Origin of the sequence: Undibacterium sp. TC4M20W (assembly GCF_049340245.1) — a bacterium.
In the GTDB taxonomy this organism is placed as follows: domain Bacteria; phylum Pseudomonadota; class Gammaproteobacteria; order Burkholderiales; family Burkholderiaceae_D; genus Undibacterium.
Genome location: NZ_JBMPPI010000038.1, coordinates 1 through 19,443, shown reverse-complemented (window position 1 = coordinate 19,443; position 19,443 = coordinate 1). Strand labels below are relative to the sequence as shown.

The 19,443-nt window shown below is 48.6% G+C and carries 16 protein-coding genes; 8 read left to right on the top strand and 8 right to left on the bottom strand.

The features are described 5' to 3' along the window. Positions 1–266: 266 nt before the first annotated feature. Positions 267–1,157, bottom strand: coding sequence for a LysR family transcriptional regulator (locus ACO0LL_RS27325; RefSeq protein WP_422953972.1), 891 nt, complete (start codon positions 1,155–1,157; stop codon positions 267–269). A 138-nt stretch (positions 1,158–1,295) separates the two neighbouring features. Between ACO0LL_RS27325 and ACO0LL_RS27320 the strand changes: the two genes are divergently transcribed. Together ACO0LL_RS27320 and ACO0LL_RS27315 are read left to right on the top strand one after the other, a co-directional pair. After that, positions 1,296–2,753: an MFS transporter gene (locus tag ACO0LL_RS27320; protein ID WP_422953971.1), complete on the top strand. Its 1,458-nt coding sequence runs from the start codon at positions 1,296–1,298 to the stop codon at positions 2,751–2,753. Positions 2,754–2,969: 216 nt separating this feature from the next. Further along, positions 2,970–5,135, top strand: a complete 2,166-nt coding sequence (locus tag ACO0LL_RS27315; RefSeq protein WP_422953970.1) for a metallophosphoesterase — start codon at positions 2,970–2,972, stop codon at positions 5,133–5,135. A gap of 67 nt (positions 5,136–5,202) precedes the next feature. On the opposite strand, the gene ACO0LL_RS27310 is transcribed toward ACO0LL_RS27315, so the two are convergent. The 3 genes from ACO0LL_RS27310 to ACO0LL_RS27300 form a co-directional block, all read right to left on the bottom strand. After that, on the bottom strand, positions 5,203–5,457 hold the full coding sequence (locus tag ACO0LL_RS27310; RefSeq protein ID WP_422953969.1) for a hypothetical protein: 255 nt from the start codon (positions 5,455–5,457) through the stop codon (positions 5,203–5,205). Between the two features lie 48 nt (positions 5,458–5,505). Continuing rightward, positions 5,506–5,787, bottom strand: coding sequence for a colicin immunity domain-containing protein (locus tag ACO0LL_RS27305; protein ID WP_422953968.1), 282 nt, complete (start codon positions 5,785–5,787; stop codon positions 5,506–5,508). 82 nt (positions 5,788–5,869) lie between these two features. Next, positions 5,870–6,535 carry a hypothetical protein gene (locus ACO0LL_RS27300; protein ID WP_422953967.1) on the bottom strand — a complete coding sequence of 222 codons (666 nt, stop codon included), beginning with the start codon at positions 6,533–6,535 and terminating at the stop codon, positions 5,870–5,872. Between the two features lie 310 nt (positions 6,536–6,845). Between ACO0LL_RS27300 and ACO0LL_RS27295 the strand changes: the two genes are divergently transcribed. From ACO0LL_RS27295 to ACO0LL_RS27275, 5 genes are all read left to right on the top strand, one after another. After that, positions 6,846–7,286, top strand: a complete 441-nt coding sequence (locus tag ACO0LL_RS27295) for a hypothetical protein (RefSeq protein WP_422953966.1) — start codon at positions 6,846–6,848, stop codon at positions 7,284–7,286. 322 nt (positions 7,287–7,608) lie between these two features. Continuing rightward, positions 7,609–8,166 (top strand): DUF4365 domain-containing protein, encoded by a 558-nt coding sequence (locus ACO0LL_RS27290; RefSeq protein ID WP_422953965.1) that lies wholly within the window; start codon positions 7,609–7,611, stop codon positions 8,164–8,166. Then, positions 8,163–9,314: a hypothetical protein gene (locus ACO0LL_RS27285; RefSeq protein WP_422953964.1), complete on the top strand. Its 1,152-nt coding sequence runs from the start codon at positions 8,163–8,165 to the stop codon at positions 9,312–9,314. Before ACO0LL_RS27290 ends, ACO0LL_RS27285 begins: the two co-directional genes overlap by 4 nt. A 201-nt stretch (positions 9,315–9,515) precedes the next feature. Beyond that, positions 9,516–10,976: a dGTP triphosphohydrolase gene (dgt, locus tag ACO0LL_RS27280; protein ID WP_422953963.1), complete on the top strand. Its 1,461-nt coding sequence runs from the start codon at positions 9,516–9,518 to the stop codon at positions 10,974–10,976. Between the two features lie 3 nt (positions 10,977–10,979). Continuing rightward, the gene (locus ACO0LL_RS27275; protein WP_422953962.1) at positions 10,980–11,684 is read left to right on the top strand and encodes a hypothetical protein; all 705 of its coding nucleotides are present in this window, start codon (positions 10,980–10,982) and stop codon (positions 11,682–11,684) included. Between the two features lie 231 nt (positions 11,685–11,915). Here ACO0LL_RS27275 and ACO0LL_RS27270 read toward each other — a convergent pair whose 3' ends face one another. Beyond that, positions 11,916–15,323, bottom strand: coding sequence for an NPCBM/NEW2 domain-containing protein (locus ACO0LL_RS27270; protein ID WP_422953961.1), 3,408 nt, complete (start codon positions 15,321–15,323; stop codon positions 11,916–11,918). 355 nt (positions 15,324–15,678) lie between these two features. On the opposite strand from ACO0LL_RS27270, the gene ACO0LL_RS27265 reads away from it, so the two are divergent. Then, complete coding sequence (locus tag ACO0LL_RS27265; protein WP_422953960.1) at positions 15,679–16,539, top strand: rhodanese-like domain-containing protein; 861 nt, start codon at positions 15,679–15,681, stop codon at positions 16,537–16,539. Positions 16,540–16,641: 102 nt separating this feature from the next. Here ACO0LL_RS27265 and ACO0LL_RS27260 read toward each other — a convergent pair whose 3' ends face one another. The 3 genes from ACO0LL_RS27260 to ACO0LL_RS27250 all read right to left on the bottom strand — a co-directional run bounded on the left by ACO0LL_RS27260 (position 16,642) and on the right by ACO0LL_RS27250 (position 19,057). Continuing rightward, a complete protein-coding gene (locus ACO0LL_RS27260; RefSeq protein WP_422953959.1) occupies positions 16,642–17,496 on the bottom strand; it encodes a C13 family peptidase in 855 nt (284 codons plus the stop codon). Between the two features lie 93 nt (positions 17,497–17,589). Then, positions 17,590–18,495 carry an NADAR family protein gene (locus tag ACO0LL_RS27255; RefSeq protein ID WP_422953958.1) on the bottom strand — a complete coding sequence of 302 codons (906 nt, stop codon included), beginning with the start codon at positions 18,493–18,495 and terminating at the stop codon, positions 17,590–17,592. 49 nt (positions 18,496–18,544) lie between these two features. Then, positions 18,545–19,057, bottom strand: coding sequence for a hypothetical protein (locus ACO0LL_RS27250; protein ID WP_422953957.1), 513 nt, complete (start codon positions 19,055–19,057; stop codon positions 18,545–18,547). Between the last annotated feature and the right edge of the window lie 386 nt (positions 19,058–19,443).

The following is a 19,443-nucleotide window of genomic DNA, read 5'->3' as shown; positions in this document are numbered from 1 at the left end:
GCAAGGGGAAAAGCATCAGCAATACCTATTCTACAACAAAATATATTTTTACTTTCGTTTTTATATAAAACTAGAAGCGGCGGCCAAAATAGATTACAGGTGCCAGATAAATATAGCCTTTGACGTGCTCCTCAATGCCCGGCAGTCTCCACCACCAACCAGTGTCCCCTCACTCGTCATGCCAGACTCGATCTGGCATCCAGTGTCGTTAAGCCGTGAAGTACGTTTAAGCGCGTCCGCTGACAGAAGCCCCGCTTATCCACGCCCTACCCAGCACAAACCTCCCACAAACACTGCCGCAACCACCGGTGCCCAGGATCAGCATCCATACGCGGATGCCACAACATCGAAACAGTAATCTCCAGCGCAGGAAACGGCAGCTCAAAACTATGCATGCCCGCCCGCAAATTCCCGGTATGCCGTTCAGGCACAGTAGCGATCAGGTCAGACGCCCGCGCCAACGCCAACGCCGCAGAAAAACCACCCACGGTAGTCAGCACATCCCGCTCCAGTCCATAAGGTTTAAGCGCATCCGCCATCGGCCCCTTGCTCTGCGTGCGGCGTGCCACCAGCACATGCTGGCCGGATGCATACACAGCTGGTGTCATCTCAAGCTGACTCAAGGGATGCCCGATGCGCATGACGCCTATGAAACGGTCACGGAACAAGGCGCGGGTACGTACTTCAGGGCTGATGGAATCACCGACTACGCCGGTTTCCAGATCGACCGTGCCATCACGCAAGAGAGCGCTGTCCTTGTTCAATTTGGGCATGAAAGTCAGACGTACACCTGGCGCTTCTGCACTGATACGAGCAATCAGGGCTGGCCCAAAGTTCTCGACAAAGCCATCACTGGTACGCAGGGTAAAAGACTGTGTCAGTTTCGCAAGATCAAGCTGTGTAACCGGGCGCAATGCCGCCTGTGCACCCTGCACCAGTTGGCTCACTTGCTCACGCAACTCCAGCGCCCTCGGTGTGGGCACCAGGCCGCGCCCTGCCCTGACCAGCAAAGGGTCACCCGTGGTCTCGCGCAAGCGTGCCAGCGCCCGGCTCATGGCAGATGGACTCAACCGCAGCCTGGCAGCAGCACGCGCCACGCTGCCTTCGGCAAGTACGGCATCCAGGGTAATCAGCAGGTTAAGGTCGGGAATAGACATGCACTTATTCTAACTCGCTTTCGCCTGACACAGTTTATGGCATAGCGTCATACGCATGAATAAAGTGCAAACCGTGCGTCTTCCGCCTTATATCGCAAAAGCCTATGATCAGGCATCGTTACTCAAATCAGCCAAAAAATGAAAGCCACACCCATCCCAGAAGCTATTGCATCGCCCACAAGCACCAAGGCATCGCAACAGGTGCGCTGGATACTCGCCAGCCTGTCGCTGTCCATGTTGCTGTCCTCACTGGGCACCAGCATCGCCAATGTGGGGTTGCCAACCTTGACGCATGTATTCAATGCCTCATTCCAGCAAGTGCAATGGGTAGTCGTCGCCTACCTGCTCGCCATCAGCACTCTCATCGTCAGCGTAGGCCGCCTGGGGGATATGATGGGGCGCAAACGCCTGTTGCTGGCAGGTATTGCCCTGTTCACACTAGCGTCGGCCCTGTGCAGTGCAGCCCCCACGCTGAATATGCTGATCGCTGCCCGCGCTATGCAAGGCCTGGGAGCCGCCATCATGATGGCACTGACCATGGCCTTTGTCGGTGAAACCGTCAGCAAGGAGAAAACCGGTAGCGCCATGGGTTTGCTGGGTACCATGTCTGCCGTGGGCACGGCGCTTGGCCCATCACTGGGCGGTATACTGATTGCAGGTATCGACTGGCGCGCAATCTTCCTGATCAATGTCCCGCTGGGTATCATCAGCTTCATACTGGCACAACGCTACCTGCCACAAGACCAGCAAGCCAGCCACAAAGCCAATAATAAAGCCAGCGCGCGTTTTGATCACATCGGCACACTGTTGCTGGCCTTGACTCTGGCAGCCTATGCGCTAGCCATGACGCTGGGCCGCGGACATTTTGGCACACTCAACCTGGCATTGCTGCTTGCCGCCATCCTTGGCGCGGCCCTGTTCATGCTAGTAGAAACAAAAGTCGCATCGCCCCTGATACGCCCCGCCCTATTCCGCGACATCACCCTCAGCACCAGTCTGGCCATGAATACCCTGGTCGCCACCGTCATGATGGCCACGCTGGTGGTCGGCCCCTTCTACCTGTCACGCTCACTGGTACTCAGCGACGCCATGGTCGGCCTGCTCATGTCCATAGGCCCCGTCATCTCCGCCTGTAGCGGCGTCATCGCAGGCCGCATCGTAGATCGCATGGGCTCACCAGCCACCGTCACCAGCGGGCTCGTCGCCATGGTCACTGGCGCATTCACCCTCGCCCTGTTGCCATCCATCATAGGCATCTCTGGCTACGTCATCGCCATCGTCATACTCACACCCGGCTATCAGCTTTTCCAGGCCGCCAATAACACCGCCGTCATGCAAGACATCGCCCCGCATCAGCGCGGCCTGATCTCCGGCATGCTCAACCTCTCCCGCAACCTCGGTCTCATCACCGGTGCAACTTTGATGGGGGCAGTATTTGCCTATGCATCAGCCAGTACCGACATCAGAGCGGCTACGCCAGCAGCGATTGCAACTGGCATGCAGACCACGTTTATCGTGGCGGGAGTGATACTGGTGATGGCACTAGGCATTGCCGGGACAGGGAGATTGCTCGCAAAGTCGAATCACACAGTTTGATTAAGGCATTCAACTCCACAACTCATTTCAGGCAACACCGCATTTGCCGCAACACCTGAGAACATCGTCACCATCTTGTCATAAAGCAACTTTACAATGCGAGCCCATGCAGGCGGCTAATGCCTCTCATTTTACGTCCCTGCAACAGTCCCGCTATCCATCTTCGCCTGGTACGCATGTGCCAGGAGAGTCTCCGAACCTGTGACAGGAATGACCATGAATGTTCGTTTTTTAAATGAGCGCAAGGCCGCAAAGCAATTGCTCTCATTATGCTTGCCGCTGGCACTGATCGCTTGCGGCAACAGCAAAGATGCTGCAGCGCCCACGCCAGAACCCGTTGCTGAAACACCCGCCGTGGCCGTCATGTCTGACGTGCATTTTGAAAACGTCTATGGTGACCTGAAAAATGCCAAGTTCTCAGGCATACCAACTGGTGACGGCAAATTTGCCACCATACGTACCATGTATGCGCAACTGACTTCCACCCGCCTGTTCAATGAAAACTACTTCGCCTTCCGTGGTGCGCTGGATGACGCTTACGCACGCGGCATCAGGCTGGTGGCCTTGTCTGGTGATTATTCTGACGATGCACAACCCGTCAACATCGATGGCATTGCCGCCATCTTGAAAGAATATCAGGCCAAAGGCATGCGCTTCTTTATCGCGCCCGGCAATCACGATCCTAATGAGCCTTATGACGATGACGAAGCTGGTAAAAATGATTTTCTGACGGCAGAAGGCAAAGAACAAAAAGTTTATGCAGTCAATTATTCCGGCTGCAAATCACAGGACGCCACTGTTGCCTGTACCAACCAGCTCATGGAACTCGGCTACGAAAAGCTGATCGCCCAACTGGGTGAATTTGGCTACATGCCCAACAAGGCCGACGTGTATTGGGAAACCCCGTTTTCCAGCTACGCCAATGCCACCTACACCTATGATGCAGCTCTCAGCAGCGCCGATGTAAAAAACCGCCAGTTTGAAATTTGCGCAGAAGGTGAAGGCGGCAGCTACAAGGCAGAAGGTGAAAAAACCCTGGGCAAGGCATTTACCAAATGCACCAGCATTATCGATTCCAGCTATCTGGTAGAACCGGTCAAGGGTGTCTGGTTGCTCTCGATTGACGCCAATGTCCACATCCCCAACGGCGCATTTGACCCTGTCAATGCCAAGGCATTCAAAGGCTTTGATGGCGCAGGCAATGCGGGCTGGAACAAAGTACTGACGCATAAAAAACATTTGCTGGCATGGATCAAGACTGTCACTGCCCGCGCCAAGTCTCAGGGCAAACGCCTGATTGCGTTCTCGCATTATCCCACCATGGATTTTTACGCCAACCAGACTGATACCATGAAGGCCGTTTTCAAGTCAGGCGCCTTCCAGGTGGCACGTGTGCCTGAACAGGCAACCACCACCGCCCTCGCAGCCACAGGCATGCAATTGCACATGGGTGGCCACATGCATTTCAATGGCACAAATGATTACAAGGACGCATCCGGCAATTATTTCGTCAATGTACAGTCACCCTCACTGGCTGTATTTGGTGCAGCCTACAAGATCGTCAAATACAAGGACCAGGATACTGTCGATATCGAAACCGTGTCTCTCAACAACGTGGCACGCTACAACGAACTCTTCAAGTATTACCAGACCGAGTACGACTATCTGCAAAACAGCAGCCTTGCCGCTGATGTGAGCAAACGCTGGAGCAAAGACATACTCGCCACCAAATCCTATGGCGAATTTACCCGCTTCTATTTTGGTGAACTGTCACGCCTGCGCTTCATGGATGAATACTGGCCTTGCGAAATGAAAGAAGCCGCCACCAGCCTCGACGCCAAGCAGATGCTAATCCTGTCGCAATTGCAAACCCAGGTCACGTTCGCGCAATTGAAAGACATACCCGGCGTCTTGCCCCTGACTGCCGCCTGCATGTCCAAAGGCAGTGTCAGTGGCACGCCTGCCTCAGCCAGCCAATTGACCGCCGACTGGACAGTAGCCACCAACAAAGCCACACAACTCGCCACTGCTGCCGGTTATAAGCTGGATGATTTCGCCAAGATCAGCGCCTATGAATTTTATGGCGACTTCCACCGCACCGTCTATGCAGGCGAACTCGCCTTGCGCGACATGGGCACAGACAGGGTAAAGCAATACAAAGTCCTGATGAACGCCTTCCCGGCCAGCCCAGCTGCCATCAGCATGCTTGACGGCAAACCCTCAGACCAAAATGCGGTCAACGTGCTTTTCCAAAACCAGTTCAAACAAGTCTTCAGCATCCTCAAAGGATTGGGCTCAGGCAAACCCAGCGACCGTTTCACCGTCAATTTCAAAACCCAGACGTTGACGAATACTAATACCAGCTCTGCAAGTTTTAATTAAAGTTATCAAATCAGCTTATTCCCGTTTGCCTTTGGGTGGACGGGAATGATTTTTATGAATAATGAATTTACCATTCCTCTGAAATAAATTGATCAACTCTTTCATCTGAAAGCCCCATAGTCAACCAACCTGCTACAGGTTTCGCTGCCTTTAAAGACATGCCAAATGCGGCTCTGAAATATTTAATGAAATACAGTCCAGAAAGTTCTGGAAGTTCATTTTTCAAATACTTTAGCAAGGCAGACGGCGGTTGCCCCAGAGATTTTAGTCTTCGTAATTCGTCCACTATTCTTTCGTCTGGTATATATGGAGGTGTTTGCATAAGATTTTTTTCATAAAAGCTGAAGTATATTGACATGGCGTCTGTAGATCACGCATTGGATTTAAGCAAAATCCCGACAATCAATTTCCTTATTTTTGCCCTTAACTTGTGTTCGTCCAACTCATAGCTTTCACGATCTGCATCTGGATTGTACATATCAGCCAGACAAAAAGTGCTCGATAATACTTCGCTCAATTGCGGATTATCAGAAAGTGCGAGTCCACTGGCTCCCTCCTTTCTCCATCGTTTAATGAATTCATCAGCAAAAACTTCTGCATTCGACTCCGTCGCAAGGAATTCCTCAACAAACCTCAAAAGCTTCTCGCTCATGCGAGTGCCCCTTCTTTAAAAAAATCTCAAAATTATTGCGCCAGCGTGCACACGATAAGTGCAACAAATCGCAGTTGCTCGCTTATTGACTCCCAACCGCATCCTCCAGCAAGGTCATGCTTTTTGCGACCTTGCCTTTCTTGGAGCTGAGTATGACCTTACGATCGCGTTTCTCGTCATACTGATAGCTTTCACTGATTTGCTGGCCAGTCAGCAAGTTGGTGCTGACGGTAGAACCCTTGCCCACCATGCCATCTGCCTCCTCTTCATCTATCCCTATCATTTGCAAACGCTGGCTGGCAGCATCCAGGCGAAAGCGCCAGGTATAGACTGAGTATTCACGCGAACCGCTGTACTGGCTAACGACCAGTACGCCGTTTTTGACGGCGACGTTAACACCATCCTTGACGCCACCACAACCTTGGCATTGCAGCAGCTTGCTATTGCTGCCCAATACACTGTAGCCCTTGCCTGCATTCGCCTGCAGCACGATCAAGCCACGCTGTCTGTCGTCAGTAGCACCCTTGCCCTCTACCAGCACGGCGGCAATATCGGCCAGACCATCGCCATTAAGGTCACCGCTGACCTGGCTTTCCACCATCCAGCCAGGCGGCACAAAATCACGCAGTGCCGGTGCCGTGGCAGGCATTTTCTTGCCGAAAGGCAGGCTTTGCTGCGCCTGGCTGTTGCTGTGTAGCACCGCAGCCAGTAACAGGGCAGTGAATTGGATAGAGCTGGCAAGCTTCATGGATGTTGATCTTTCAAATACGAGGGATGCATCTGATATCGATGCGGCCCGGTAAGGTTTGATACATGGGTGGATATGGGTACGGACATGATACTTGATTTGTCATTCTACCCAGCCCATACACGCCCTCCTGGAAAACAAAGATTTCTTTGCAATGTGCGGTAGCACGCAGAATTAAAGAATGCTTTCGCCTACACTGATGTCAGTGACAAGATAAATTGCAGGCTTTTGACAGTGCACTTACACCTGTCATGCAGCCGCATATTCAGCATCTTTACTATCTTATTTACTATCTTAATGAGGTCATGCCATGAACCACGATCAAACAGCAATCAACAATACCCGTAACCAGCACGCCGCAAAAAAAACAGCAGGCCTGATTGCCGCCGTCATTTCATCCCTGCTGCTGGTCAATGTGAGCACGGCAGCCGATCGCCAGGATACCAATGCCAACGCCCGCGCACGCTACGAAAATGAGAAAAGTATCTGCAACAACGGACAATCCAATCAATCAAGAGAAACCTGCCTGCGCGAAGCCGGCGCAGCGAAACAGCAAGCCCAGTTAGGCACGCTGACCACAGCAAGCGAAGACCAGCTCCAGCGCAACCGCGAACTCCGCTGCAACGCCCTCCCACCAACAGACCGTGAATATTGCCTGCAACGCATGCGCGGTGAAGGCACCCAGTCCGGCAGCGCCCAAAGCGGCGGTATCTCGCGTGAACTGGTTGTGCCGGTTAAGCCAGGGCAATGAAGTTTTAATTAACTAAACTAAAAAGACAATATCTAACCACATCCGCCTACTCTTAGTAAGCGGATGTGGTTTTTATTTGATCATATATGTCCGCTCTTCATAATTCCTCGCTTTTTACTGCATGCATTCCTTGAAGTAACATTATTCACTCCCCCTCCCCCTTGAATCGACCTGATATTTCCTCGATGCATTTTCAGTGCTCAGCTTGATTTGAATCAATACGATGTGCAATCTACATAAGAAATTGCAAAATAGAATTGCAAAATAAATATTTATTATGTAGCATAAATCAATAAATATTGAAGCGTAAAATGAGTATTGAATGACTTCACAACTTTCTGACAATGATATTGAAGCGGAGTTGAGTTATGCTTATTTGCATGCTGTAGCTTCCATTGCGGGGGCTGATTGCAAATCAATGTCGCGCCTGTCTGACAACAGAGGTCTTGATGCTCAATTGACTGCTTGGGGTCCGTTCCCCGGAGGCGGTGATCGTCTTGAGGTTGATTTGAAAATTCAACTTAAAGCTACGGTGTCCGCGCCCAATGATATTGGGAGCCATTTTTCATATCACTTAAAGGATATCAAACGGTACAATGACTTGCGACAGAAAGCATATTCAGTACCGAGAGTATTAGTTGTGCTCTATCTGCCAAAGAAAAAAACAGATTGGCTTCTCGCTTCAGAAAATGATTTAAGCCTCAAAAAATGTGCCTATTGGGTCAGCTTAGTAGGAGCAAAAGAATCTTCAAATAAATCAGGGATAACTGTCTATTTGCCCAAAGAGCAAATATTGACCCCGGAAACACTTTCCTCCCTCTTCACCAGTTTGTCACACGGAATCTGCCCAGAATATATCGACCCAAGGCAAGAGCCATGAGAGTTGCACCCATTCAAGTTGTTTCATTTTTGCAGAAAAGAGGGTGGCAGACAGGGTCAATTGCTTCCCTTTCTAAAACATTAGTATTTACGCATCCCCTTTTTAAGGGGCGCCAACTTTTTTTACCAGAACATGAAGACGCTTTAGATTATGAAGATGCCTTAAATCTCCTAGTCGATAAATTAGCATCTATTGAACGCACAAATTTTTTTGCAATCCAAAATGAACTGGAATTAACAAGTTCTGATACTGAAATTAAGTCCTCTGACAGAATCTCATTACGGATTTTAAAAACAGTCGATCATTCCGAAACTATTCCATTATCCCTTGCAAATGCTGTAATCAATGGATCAGAGATAATGCTATTGTCCGGTAGCTGTACTGCCGAAAACCCGCAGCATTATTTCAGAAGAATTGACAATAAAATCTCAAATGAAATATATAACCGCACGGTATTTAACCATACACAGCGTGGAAGCTTCGTAATGTCAATCTCGTGCTCTTTGGCAGGAGTAGGAGAACAATTAGGGCTAGCTCTGGCAGAAGAACCCAATGAATGGACCAAAAGTAGAAAGGCATTTGTTGCCATTTACCGTGGTGTGCAAGAAATATCACATGCAATTAGTACGAATCAAGTTCAGAGCTTTGCGTACGAGCTATTAAATTCTGCTACTCCAACTGTGTCTTCAAATTTTTGCGAAGCATTAGCAAATATTGTCGAGAAAGATACTGGAAGCGGCATGAAATTTGATTTTAACTGGTCACCTTACGCTGCACTCCCTTCAGACATTCAAACAGGTAAATCTATATTTATCGATTCAAATATGTCTAACGACCTTTATACAATATCTGAAATACTAAAACCAAAGCCAGCCGAATTGACCGACATATTTATCGGAACCGTTGAAGCCCTAAGCGGAGATGTTACTAATACAGGAGAACGTGAAGGTGCCGTAGAGTTCTCCATCTTATTGAAAGATGGTCAAAAAATTCGGGCATCTGCCGATTTAACCACTGAACAATACAAAGTGGCTGATCAAGCTCATATTGGAGGAGCCCAGTACGTCTCAATCGAAGGGAAACTAATTTCTCGCCCGCGAGTCTGGCAATTTGAATTTATTAAATCATTCAAATTGGGATTGCCTTAAAAAGTAAATGCAACATCCCCTTCTAGTTATGGGCTTATGCATAAAATGTACAAAAACTCTCGGATTCCAACAAATAAAAAGTTTCAAATTTTTAAACGGAAACTCTTTGAGTGATGTTCTTTAGTTTTAAGCGGATACAAGTAAATGTCTAAATTCTGCCAGAAAATCTTACGTCTATTGAAATTAAAAAAGGAGAAACAATTGAACGCGAATACAAATCAATGGGATATTCTTCTCAACACAACGAGGAGAAAAAATCAAGCCGAAGGAAAGCCACGTACTCCTGTTCCTTCAGAGGCTAGAACTGAAATTGAGCGTGACTATGACAGAATTTTATTCTCAACCCCTGTAAGACGATTGGCAGACAAGACTCAAGTTTTTCCACTGGACAAAAATGACAGTGTTCGAACACGTCTAACGCATTCACATGAGGTCTCAAATTTAGCCAGAAGCATTGGGACAACACTCGCATTCGACAAGGAAATTGCTGGAAACCAAAAACATTTTTTTAGAAACATTCCTTCACTATTGGCGTCAATCGGCTTAGTTCATGATCTTGGCAATCCTCCATTTGGGCATCAGGGAGAAGCCGCAATTCAAAGTTGGTTCAAAGATAACGAGAACGCCGTATTAAATCGAGACTCTGACGGTCTATCATTACAACAAAAATTGGACTTCCTAAAATTTGAAGGAAATGCCCAAGGGTTCAGATTGGTTACACGGCTACAATTACTCAACGATAGTTATGGCCTGAATTTAACTTATGCAACGCTGTCAGCGATGATGAAATATCCTATTAGCTCAGATAAAACTGATAGCGATGGTGCCGCCGCATGCAAGAAGCATGGCTTCTTTTATTCTGAACAAAGTATCGCTGAAGAAGTGCAAAAAAGCACGGGCTTGGAAATTGGCAAGAGGCATCCGCTAGCGTACGTAATGGAAGCATGTGATGACATAGCCTATGTCGTACTAGATGCGGAAGACGCAATAAAAAAAGGGCTGGCTTCATTTTCAGACTTAATTTCCTATTTAAAGCATCATGCCAACGGCGATGAAATAGTACTTTCAGTAACTAGTGATAGCTTGGATAGACACGGGAAGTTCAGAGAACAACAACCCAATCTTTCTCCCTCGGAGTTAAACGACGTGTCAATGCAATTATTTCGAGTCTATTCAATTAGTAAAATGATTCAAGGTGCAACTACCGCATTCATAGAAAACAAGGATACTTTTATAAATGGCTCTCAAACAAAAACATTGATGAAGATGAGTAACGGTGAAACTTTAAGGAAGTTACTCAAAGATTTCAGCATTAAGCATGCATACAATCATCGAACGGTCCTAGAATTAGAACTAGAAGGTTACAATGTTATAAGGTTATTAATGGATATTTTTTGGTTAGCTATATCTGACATTGAAGACCCATCGAAACCAAGTTCAAAACGGCGCCATCCGTTCACAAGATATGTATATGGTAGAATTTCAGAAAACTATAGAAGAATTTATGAAGATACGACTACAGTTACATCTGATAGATACCGGGAATGCTTGTTATTAACTGACATGATCTCTGGGATGACGGATTCGTTTGCATTAAATCTATGCAAAGAACTTTCTCCACTCTACCGACAATTTAAATTAGATCGCACAGATCCAAGATAACTCGTGCAAAACTTAACAAAATTAAAAAACAATGTTTGTACCTATCTAGATTATCAATCTAGAGATCGCTTGCTGCTTTCCCAAACTTTGAATACCTTAGTGCATTGCATCCCAAATACAGTAATTTTCGGTGGTATGTTAAGAGAATTCGCTTTGGGTAATTGTAGGCATTTTTCATCGGATATTGATATTGTGTCACTCGCTAGTAGGAAAGAGCTTTATGACATCATTAAGCATTTCTCTCCGAAACAAAATAAATTCGGCGGGTATCGCTTCTTTTCTGGAAAACAATTATTTGACTTATGGGCATTTGAAGACACATGGGCTTTTCGTGAAGGTTTGATCCAAGCGACAGAGCTAGGTGATATTTTCAAGACTACCTTTTTTAATCTCGATGCGGCAGCCTTTCATTTGTCAGATAGAGAATTTTTACATTCTAAAGACTATAGTTCTGCGCTAAAAAATAGACTTCTTGACATAAATTTAGAAGAAAATCCTGCGCCAACTCAAATGGCACGAAGAGCCGTAAAAATGTCGATAGAAAATAACCTCCATATCACATCGCGCTTAGGTGTTTATATACTCAAAAATCACGATGGGATGGCTGCGAATCAATTTAGCAGGGCTTATATTTCATCTTTAAAAACTCACGTCGAGACAAATTATTTAGAAAATTTCCAATTTAATCCACAGCGCTGCCTACTTTAGTAGTGACAACTGCATGTAAAACCGATTTTCACGCCAGTCCTCTTTAAAACGCAAGCAGACACTTTTCATCCAATCGAAGTGCATAGTTCGTGATACAAAGGCGTGGCCGCTAAATCAATGTAAAAGTAATGACAGATGTGCGGCATAGATCTTTAGTCGTCTCCTCAAAATGGCGACTGGAAACATTTTTATCCGGCCAACTAAATTGCAAACAGAGTTTATCACTGCAATCTACCTCCCCACCCCATCCCCCACAAACCCAATCACAGAAGCATTCGCCCAGTTAGCACAAACCTCTGCCTTGCCCGTTGCTTTGACACCGGTTGTCTTCAATTTAAGTTTGCTGATACCACGTATGTCCAGTTCTGGTTTGACGACTGCTGGTGCGGTGATGAGGCCGCTGTCGAATAATAGTTTGTCGTCGCCCCATACCTGGAATTGCAGGCCGCCGTTGTTGCGGCAGCTGTCGTCTATGCCTACGTCGGCGCGGAAGGTTTGCCAGTCGCCTTTTAGCTGGTAATCGATTTCGCTGTTGCCAGCGACACCAAGTCCTTTGCGGAAGAGCAGGCCATTCATTTTCATATTACTTTGCATGCTGCTTTGTGCACCGACCGCGCCTTTGACTGGCTTGGCGCTTCCAGTGCTATAAGCCTGGTCTTTGGCGTAGTTGGCCTTGCTGCTTGTGCCAGCATTTGCGACAGCATCCGACAAATAAGTTTGCAGCCTGGCTTTGTCTGGTGCTGGTTTTTCGAGGATGCTGAATTCTGAAATCGTGATCGGGCTGACGACAACGGGGTTGAAAGCGTTGTAGGCTTTGGCTGGTTTGGCTTCACCTGTGCTGGTCAGTACCATGGGGTCTTGGGCGTCGCCGTCGTCGTTCTGGTCATGCGTGCTGAGTACGCGGAAGCGGAACAGGCGGCCTGCTTTGGCGGCAAATTCTACTTTTTGTTTGCCCTCTTGCTTCTTGAGCTGGCCGGTGTAGATGGGTTTGCCCCATTCGCCATTGGTGTCGGCTAGGTAGATTTCAAAGTCTTTGACCTGGCCGTATTGCCAGTTTTTTTCATTGCGTGGGGCGATTTCAAAACCGCTGATCATGCGGCGCTCGCCAAGGGCGAGGCTGAATTCGTGGGCGCCGGTTTTTTGCGACTGGTCTCGCACGGTGCGGAACCAGGTGCCGGGTTTGCCGTCGAAGGCGTTTTCCAGCGGGTGGCCGGGTTCTTCTGCCGGGCGGCTCAGGAAGATGAGGCTGTCTGCGGCGATGGCGTTACCGAGGTCTGGCGCTGACAGGTAGTCTGCTGTTGTCGCGAGTTGCCTGTTGGCGGTAACGGCCAGGTGGAACTGGTAAGCCTGGTCGATGGGAAGTTTGGCAGTCTTGATATGGACGGTGCCGTATTTTTCTGCGGCGTCAAAATACCAGCCGCTGCTGGCTTTGTCGTAATCTGCGCGCTTGCTGTATGTCTGCAGGTTTTGTTCGCCAAAGTGCACTGCATCTGGTTGTACACGGGTGTGCACTTGCAGTTGCAGGGTGCGCTGCTGTTCCATGCCTTCATAACTGCCTTTAACTGCGCCTACGCTGATGCTGATGTCACCCGCGCGGTTTTCTGGTGCATCAACAGTGAAAGTTTGCAGACTGGATTTACCGCTCTGGTACTGGCGGCTTTCGCCATCGTCTTCATACATGGTGAAGCTGGATTTGCCGTGCGGGTAAATGTCCAGCGTCAGCACGTCTTTGGGTATCTGGCCATCGTACAGGGCGACCGGGTACATGGGCAAAATCGCGCCAGCGCGTACCATGACGGGCAGTTTGTCCAACGTGACTTGCTGGTCTATGACTTTGCCTTTGGCGTCTGCTGTGACGACACGACCATCCCAATAATCTATCCACTGGCCTTGCGGCAGGTAGATACCTTTGCGCCAGCCCTTGCTGGCTGCCTGACTGCGATACACAGGTGCAACCAGAAAGTCTTTGCCGAGCATGAACTGGTATTTGTAGTTCTCGTTATTGGCATTGGTATCTTGCGGATAATCCCACATCAGGCCGCGCACAATGGGTGCGCCGCTTTGCTCTGCCTCATGCGCATAGGTGTACATATAGGGCATGAGGCGCATCTTGAGTTTGAGGTAATCGCGGTTGATGCTGCGGTAGGGTTCGTCAAACCACCAGGGGTGTTTGCGTTCTGATTTTGACCAGCCTGACATACCCATGAGTACGGGTGTAAAAGTCTTCCATTGCAGGTCACGTGTGAAGGTCTCGGGGCTGCCGCCAAAGATGCCATCGACATCGCCAGTGGCATAGGCCTGGCCGGACAAACCTGAGCCTATCAGCGTGGGGATGTGCCAGCGTATATAGTCCCAGCTACCGGACTGGTCACCTGTCCAGGTGACGGCATAGCGTTGCGTGCCTGCCCAGCCCATGACAGTCCAGACAAAGGGACGTGCGTTTGAATTATCGAGTATGCCTTGTGCTGCGGCCATATTGGCATCGAGTGAGAACTGGTAGCCCTTGCCTGTCCAGGCAACATCAAGCTTTTGCGCGCGCGTGCCTGCGGTGCCGACTTCCCATGCGATTTTATCGACGCCGTTTTCTGTCCACAGGCCAGTGCGGAAGCCATGTTTTTTTAATCCAGCGACGACCTCGGGCAAATTGGTATAGCCGCAGCCATAGCCGTCGTTAGGCAGTATCCAGCCGCCGGGCATGTCGTGTTCGCGGTATTTGGCGGCAACGCTTGCTACTACGTCCGGCGTCTTGCCTGCGGGGCCGTCACTCCAGCCTGCGGGCACGGTACCGGGCTTTTTGCTGTTGTCACCATCGTTGTAGCAATCGGCATCACCGTACTCATAGGCCCAGCGTGGCAAGAGTTTGGCGCGGCCTGTGAGTTCAGTGTAACTTGCCAGCACGTCCTTGATGCTGTCGCCGACGAAGTAATAGGCATCGAAGCGTTTTTCCTGGTGGCTGGTGCTGAGGTAATCATTCGAGCGAAAATCATAGCTGCCGTTGCTCCAGGTATTGCGCAAGACGCCATAGCCTTTGCTGCTCATGTAGAACGGTGCGGGGCTGGGTCTGTCGCCCTCCTCCCAACCACCTGAATAAGATACCTCAAGCTGCTTGCCCTTGAAGGCATAGCTGCCATTTTGCAGGCCACCGCCAAAGAAGGCTTCATCGGGTGTGCTGGAGAGTGTCTGGAAGCTGGCCTTGTCACCCAGTTCCAGCGGCTGTTTCTCTTCCCATAGCAGGGTTTTATTATCGGCCTTGTAGAGCGCCAGGCGCACAGGCGAGCGGTAGATGCGCAAGGCCATGGCAGATGTCTGCACCAGTTGATAACCATCGGGCGCAGTGACGCTGACCGGGAAATCCGCATAGTCTTTTTTGAGCACGATAGGCGCTGCCTTGTCACCGGCATCCAGCAACTGCCCCTTGCTACCCACCCAGACACGGAACATATCTGGCTTCAACAATCTGATACGGACGATGCTGCCTTCATCCGTCGTGAACTCTATCTGGCGTTGCGCACTGACAGACAGGTTGCGCATATTGCCCAGGGGTGCGGCATGGCTGGTCGATGGTGAAGATGCCAGCAGGCTGGAGATAAATGTGGAAACCAAGCCTGCGATAAGGATCTTGCGCAATGGTGGGTGCATGGTGGCGTCAGGGGTAAATTCGGTATCAGGTGAATGGCGATCCAGGGTAGGATCAAGGCAAACTGGCGTTAATATATTTAAAGTATTTTCCCACATGAGGCAGGCAGGGCTCAAGCCTTGTTTAAGCACCTGCTTGAAACATGCTCCCTGCATCTGCATCAAGCGACAAGTATTACGCAGCAACGCAGCACATGCAGTGCATACAGCAGTGACGAACAAGAGCAGTGCTCTGCTCAAAAGCCTGACTCACGCGAAAGTTAAATAATGTAAAATGGCAATCAGATTTGAATTCTCCCGCATGGATAGAGAAATGCGGGGGCATCAAGCAATGTCACCATACTTAATTATTCTGAACATGAAAATTTTCACTGTCCTGTCGTTTTCTTTTTGCGCACTTGGTGCCTTTGGTACCGCCCAGGCCCAGGATATCTGGCCGGGCCAGATTGAACTGAACAAGAGCGCCCAAACCGGATTTGAAAAATACAAGGGGGACAAAACCAAGAAAGCCTTTGCCGTGTCTGCTGACGGCTCCTGGGGAACAGGTTTTGGTTTTAATAACGACGTCCTGGCCATACGATCGGCGCTGTCAAAGTGTCAGCGCCATACTAAGCTCAACTGCAAACTCTATGACCTTGATGATGAGGCCTTCCAGGACAAGTATGCACTTTTTCTGACAGAGTCTGAGCGTGCGATAAAAAACCTCAAGGTCCAGAATGGTTATCAGGATTTTGAAAATGCCGATTGGTTTTTACCCCCGGTAAAGCATTTGCGCCCTGGCAGTGAAGGCTTCCACTATGCCACGCCCACCAGCATAGAAGGTATAAAGAACATCAGCACCCCAGAGCTGGCAGAAAAGCTGGCTAAAAAACAGATCAGCGTGATCGACGCGCTGGGTATAGACAATAGCGGCATGACCTTGCCGTTTGCCATCTCGCTTGACGGTGCTGCCAATCTTGCAGACGACCCTGAAGCTGCCTTCAATAAAAATCTGGATGCAGATTTGCGTGCGGTCATGAAGAAAAACTTTCCGCAAAAAGAAGCTGCCATCGCGGTATTTTGTGTTTCTGAAGAATGCTGGATGAGTGTCAATACCCTGGTGCGACTCAAAGACATGGGCTACTCCAACCTGTACTGGTATCGCGGCGGCATCGCTGCATGGCAAGCAGCAAAATTGCCAGTGGTGAAAGCCGTACCGCTATTGACAGTGATGCGCTAGACGTCAGCAACACCACAAAAAAGCCAGGTCCATCGGATGACGGCCCTGTTTATTTTACGGTAGCTGCGCAGTGATGGTGGCTGCGCAAGGAATACATCGCCCCTATTGCAACCAGGACTTCAAAGGTTGCTGCGCATAAGCCTGCATTTTCTCACCAACAAAAATCTGTGGTGATGAGGGATCAAATTTCGCTGCCTTCTCACGCTCTGTCACCAGCTCTTTGGTATGTTCAAACACTTGCATCAGGTTTTGCCCGGCGTCCAGTTTGCTACCAAACAGGGCATCAACGAAAAAGGTATTGTGCGCCAATGGCTGGCAGCCATAAGACACCTTGTCTTGTGCCGACGCAGTCACAATAATGCGGTTCGGTGCTTTCAATTGCGAGATCAGGGAACCGGAATAGCAGGAAGAAATGATCAGCACAGTCGGGAATTTTTCCAGAGGTGCCAGTGCCGTTTTGAGATAACGCGTCCAAATGGGCGCCGTGGGCTTATTGCCTATTTCAACCGCAACCAGATCGGTATAGCCATGGCTGCTGAGCAGAATAGTCACCACATCCCCTTCCCTGGCCTGGCTGGCAATATCCCTGGCAGTCTGGTCCAGACTGCCGAGATGAGCAAAGGGAGCGTCAAGTTTGTCCTGATGCGGGTCATTATTGAAGCTATAGCTAATCAGTTCAGGATTGATTTCTTCCAGCCTCTGTTTGGCCAGTTGCACATCCCCCAGAAAAGCCCTGGAACCTGAATGCAAACCAAATCCGGCGTACCAGACCCGGTGATGGTCTATGGTTTTCGCCTTCTCCTGATTACTGAGCCTTTGCAGCGCCATCAATTGATCACTCATCTCACGCGCCTTGTCCTGGCCGGGGTTCAGATAAGTAACAACTGGCTTGGTCGCGCAGGCAGACAAAAGCGCCAGCAAACCAGTCATCCACAGGGAAGAGGAAAGTTTCTTCATGTATTTCTGCACACTTCTTTAAGCGATAAAGCTGGCTATCATAACATTTGTTAAAAAATGTGTCATGATCAAGTGCGAGATTTCAAAAGTGCTTCATTCACGAATCTCAATTTGAATCAAAGCTTCGCCCAAAGTACGCAAGAATAAACTCGATATTTCTTTGCAATTTAGCTGTAAAAGAGATTTTGATTTTTGCCTTGCATTCACTGTCAAATCATTGTTGATCGGACTAATCAACACCATGATTTCAATCAGCTCACCATTGGGCAAGTTCACTTCACGCCAGCCAAATTTTTTTGCTTCAGAAATAGTGATCGTGCCCCAGTCGACGTCATAGGAACAAGCAATGGCAAAATCAAGGACAGGATCCATATCTTCTGTTACTGGATTGACGTAGCCTATATATACCCTTTGACGAGTGAGGCGCTTGTTGCTATTTTCTGCCTCGGCCCGCATCAAGTCCCTCACCTCCATCAAGGCAAACCCCAAGAGATTGAGCCCCTTCCAATGACGAGGATTGCTCAAGCCAGGATCATTTATCCCCAAGCCTATTCCCCAAATCCTGTCCTTGGCGCTTGCCTCAACCAGCACGAGCGCGTTGGTCGATAAGATGTATTCTTTTAGTTTTGCATTTTGTGCGAATTTTGCATAGTTTCCTGCTACAACCAGCGCATAACGATGCTGCACCCAGAGCTCATCATCGTAGGCTTTGACACGACGGCCAATTGACTTTGCCTCAGCAGGCGTGGCAGATTCAAGAATTTCTTGCAGCGCATCTGCATCACCAAATAAGCGCGCTTTTGCTGCCATCATGTAGTGCTCGGCAGTTTTATATAAGATACCTTCCACTTCAAAAGAAGATGCATACCATTGACTTAAACATGTCTCGCTGACTGCACTTCCCTTTTTTTGACGGTGTCCCATAAAAAAGAGGTATTCAATGGAGTCTCCTTGATTTATGCGTTCGATTAAATCAGCCAGTTTTTTTATTTTATTCATTTTCTATTGTATGAACGAGCACAGGATGGGCAGCAGCGTGGTGTAAAAATTATTGATATGACTCACGTTGAAGTCCAATAGCTATACCTTTTTTGATTTTAGCTCTTTCCTTTGCACCAGGTTGATAAGCACTTTTCTCCAGGTAAAACTGATATGTCTCTAATGAGACTATCTCGTTAAACCAGGGCACGGCATTCTCATCGACCAATTTGAGGATATTTTCAAGGCTTTGCGTAACTTCATCTTCAGTGGCAACATCAAAATTTACACCACTGCGCATAATTTCTGGAAATTCCTCGGACAAAGTTCCTCCAATTGAGCATGTTTTAAATGGGAACTCAACAAACTCGCCAGTGACAGGATCATCTATCCAGGGGCACATGACTGTGACAAAAATTCGGAGAGAGCTACCGCTACCAATTATCTCTCCCCAAAGCACATCAAAAAATGGCCCACGCTTTCGCCAGAAATAGAAGGTCTTTTCTATGGCAAACCCCCGCCTGCGCATTTTATTGTTGAACGACTGATTGGTTAATTTATCCAGTTGCGTAAGAGTAGTCATGGCCTGTCTGTAATTTGAAAGAATTTGTACATCAATTGCGAATACTCTACAAATTGGCCGGACGCAAGCGACATCTTAAGCATATCAATCAACGCCAGGCTAATCGTATGAAACGCTACCATCCCAGGCCCTACCAGGGATTCTTCTTCATCGCCTGACAATAATCACTGTTTCGCTGGCAGACCAAAACCATCAGGCAGGCGGGCAACGACCTGACCTGTCGCCGGGGAATAGAAAATCACACCCTCGATAGTTGTACTTAAGGAACATCTGATTAAGTTCTAATTTCCATCAATTACAAAATCATGTTCCAGTCAAAGCATAAAACGTGCTGCTGAACATGATTTTCATCAAGAATTGGGGAGTTGTATCCCCAACTTCTTCAG

Excerpts from the sequence above, each read along its gene's own strand:
- ACO0LL_RS27325 (WP_422953972.1), bottom strand. The coding sequence starts at position 1,157 with ATGTCTATTCCCGACCTTAACCTGCTGATTACCCTGGATGCCGTACTT.
- ACO0LL_RS27320 (WP_422953971.1), top strand. The coding sequence starts at position 1,296 with ATGAAAGCCACACCCATCCCAGAAGCTATTGCATCGCCCACAAGCACC.
- ACO0LL_RS27315 (WP_422953970.1), top strand. The coding sequence starts at position 2,970 with ATGAATGTTCGTTTTTTAAATGAGCGCAAGGCCGCAAAGCAATTGCTC.
- ACO0LL_RS27310 (WP_422953969.1), bottom strand. The coding sequence starts at position 5,457 with ATGCAAACACCTCCATATATACCAGACGAAAGAATAGTGGACGAATTA.
- ACO0LL_RS27305 (WP_422953968.1), bottom strand. The coding sequence starts at position 5,787 with ATGAGCGAGAAGCTTTTGAGGTTTGTTGAGGAATTCCTTGCGACGGAG.
- ACO0LL_RS27300 (WP_422953967.1), bottom strand. The coding sequence starts at position 6,535 with ATGAAGCTTGCCAGCTCTATCCAATTCACTGCCCTGTTACTGGCTGCG.
- ACO0LL_RS27295 (WP_422953966.1), top strand. The coding sequence starts at position 6,846 with ATGAACCACGATCAAACAGCAATCAACAATACCCGTAACCAGCACGCC.
- ACO0LL_RS27290 (WP_422953965.1), top strand. The coding sequence starts at position 7,609 with ATGACTTCACAACTTTCTGACAATGATATTGAAGCGGAGTTGAGTTAT.
- ACO0LL_RS27285 (WP_422953964.1), top strand. The coding sequence starts at position 8,163 with ATGAGAGTTGCACCCATTCAAGTTGTTTCATTTTTGCAGAAAAGAGGG.
- ACO0LL_RS27270 (WP_422953961.1), bottom strand. The coding sequence starts at position 15,323 with ATGCACCCACCATTGCGCAAGATCCTTATCGCAGGCTTGGTTTCCACA.
- ACO0LL_RS27265 (WP_422953960.1), top strand. The coding sequence starts at position 15,679 with ATGAAAATTTTCACTGTCCTGTCGTTTTCTTTTTGCGCACTTGGTGCC.
- ACO0LL_RS27260 (WP_422953959.1), bottom strand. The coding sequence starts at position 17,496 with ATGAAGAAACTTTCCTCTTCCCTGTGGATGACTGGTTTGCTGGCGCTT.
- ACO0LL_RS27255 (WP_422953958.1), bottom strand. The coding sequence starts at position 18,495 with ATGAATAAAATAAAAAAACTGGCTGATTTAATCGAACGCATAAATCAA.
- ACO0LL_RS27250 (WP_422953957.1), bottom strand. The coding sequence starts at position 19,057 with ATGACTACTCTTACGCAACTGGATAAATTAACCAATCAGTCGTTCAAC.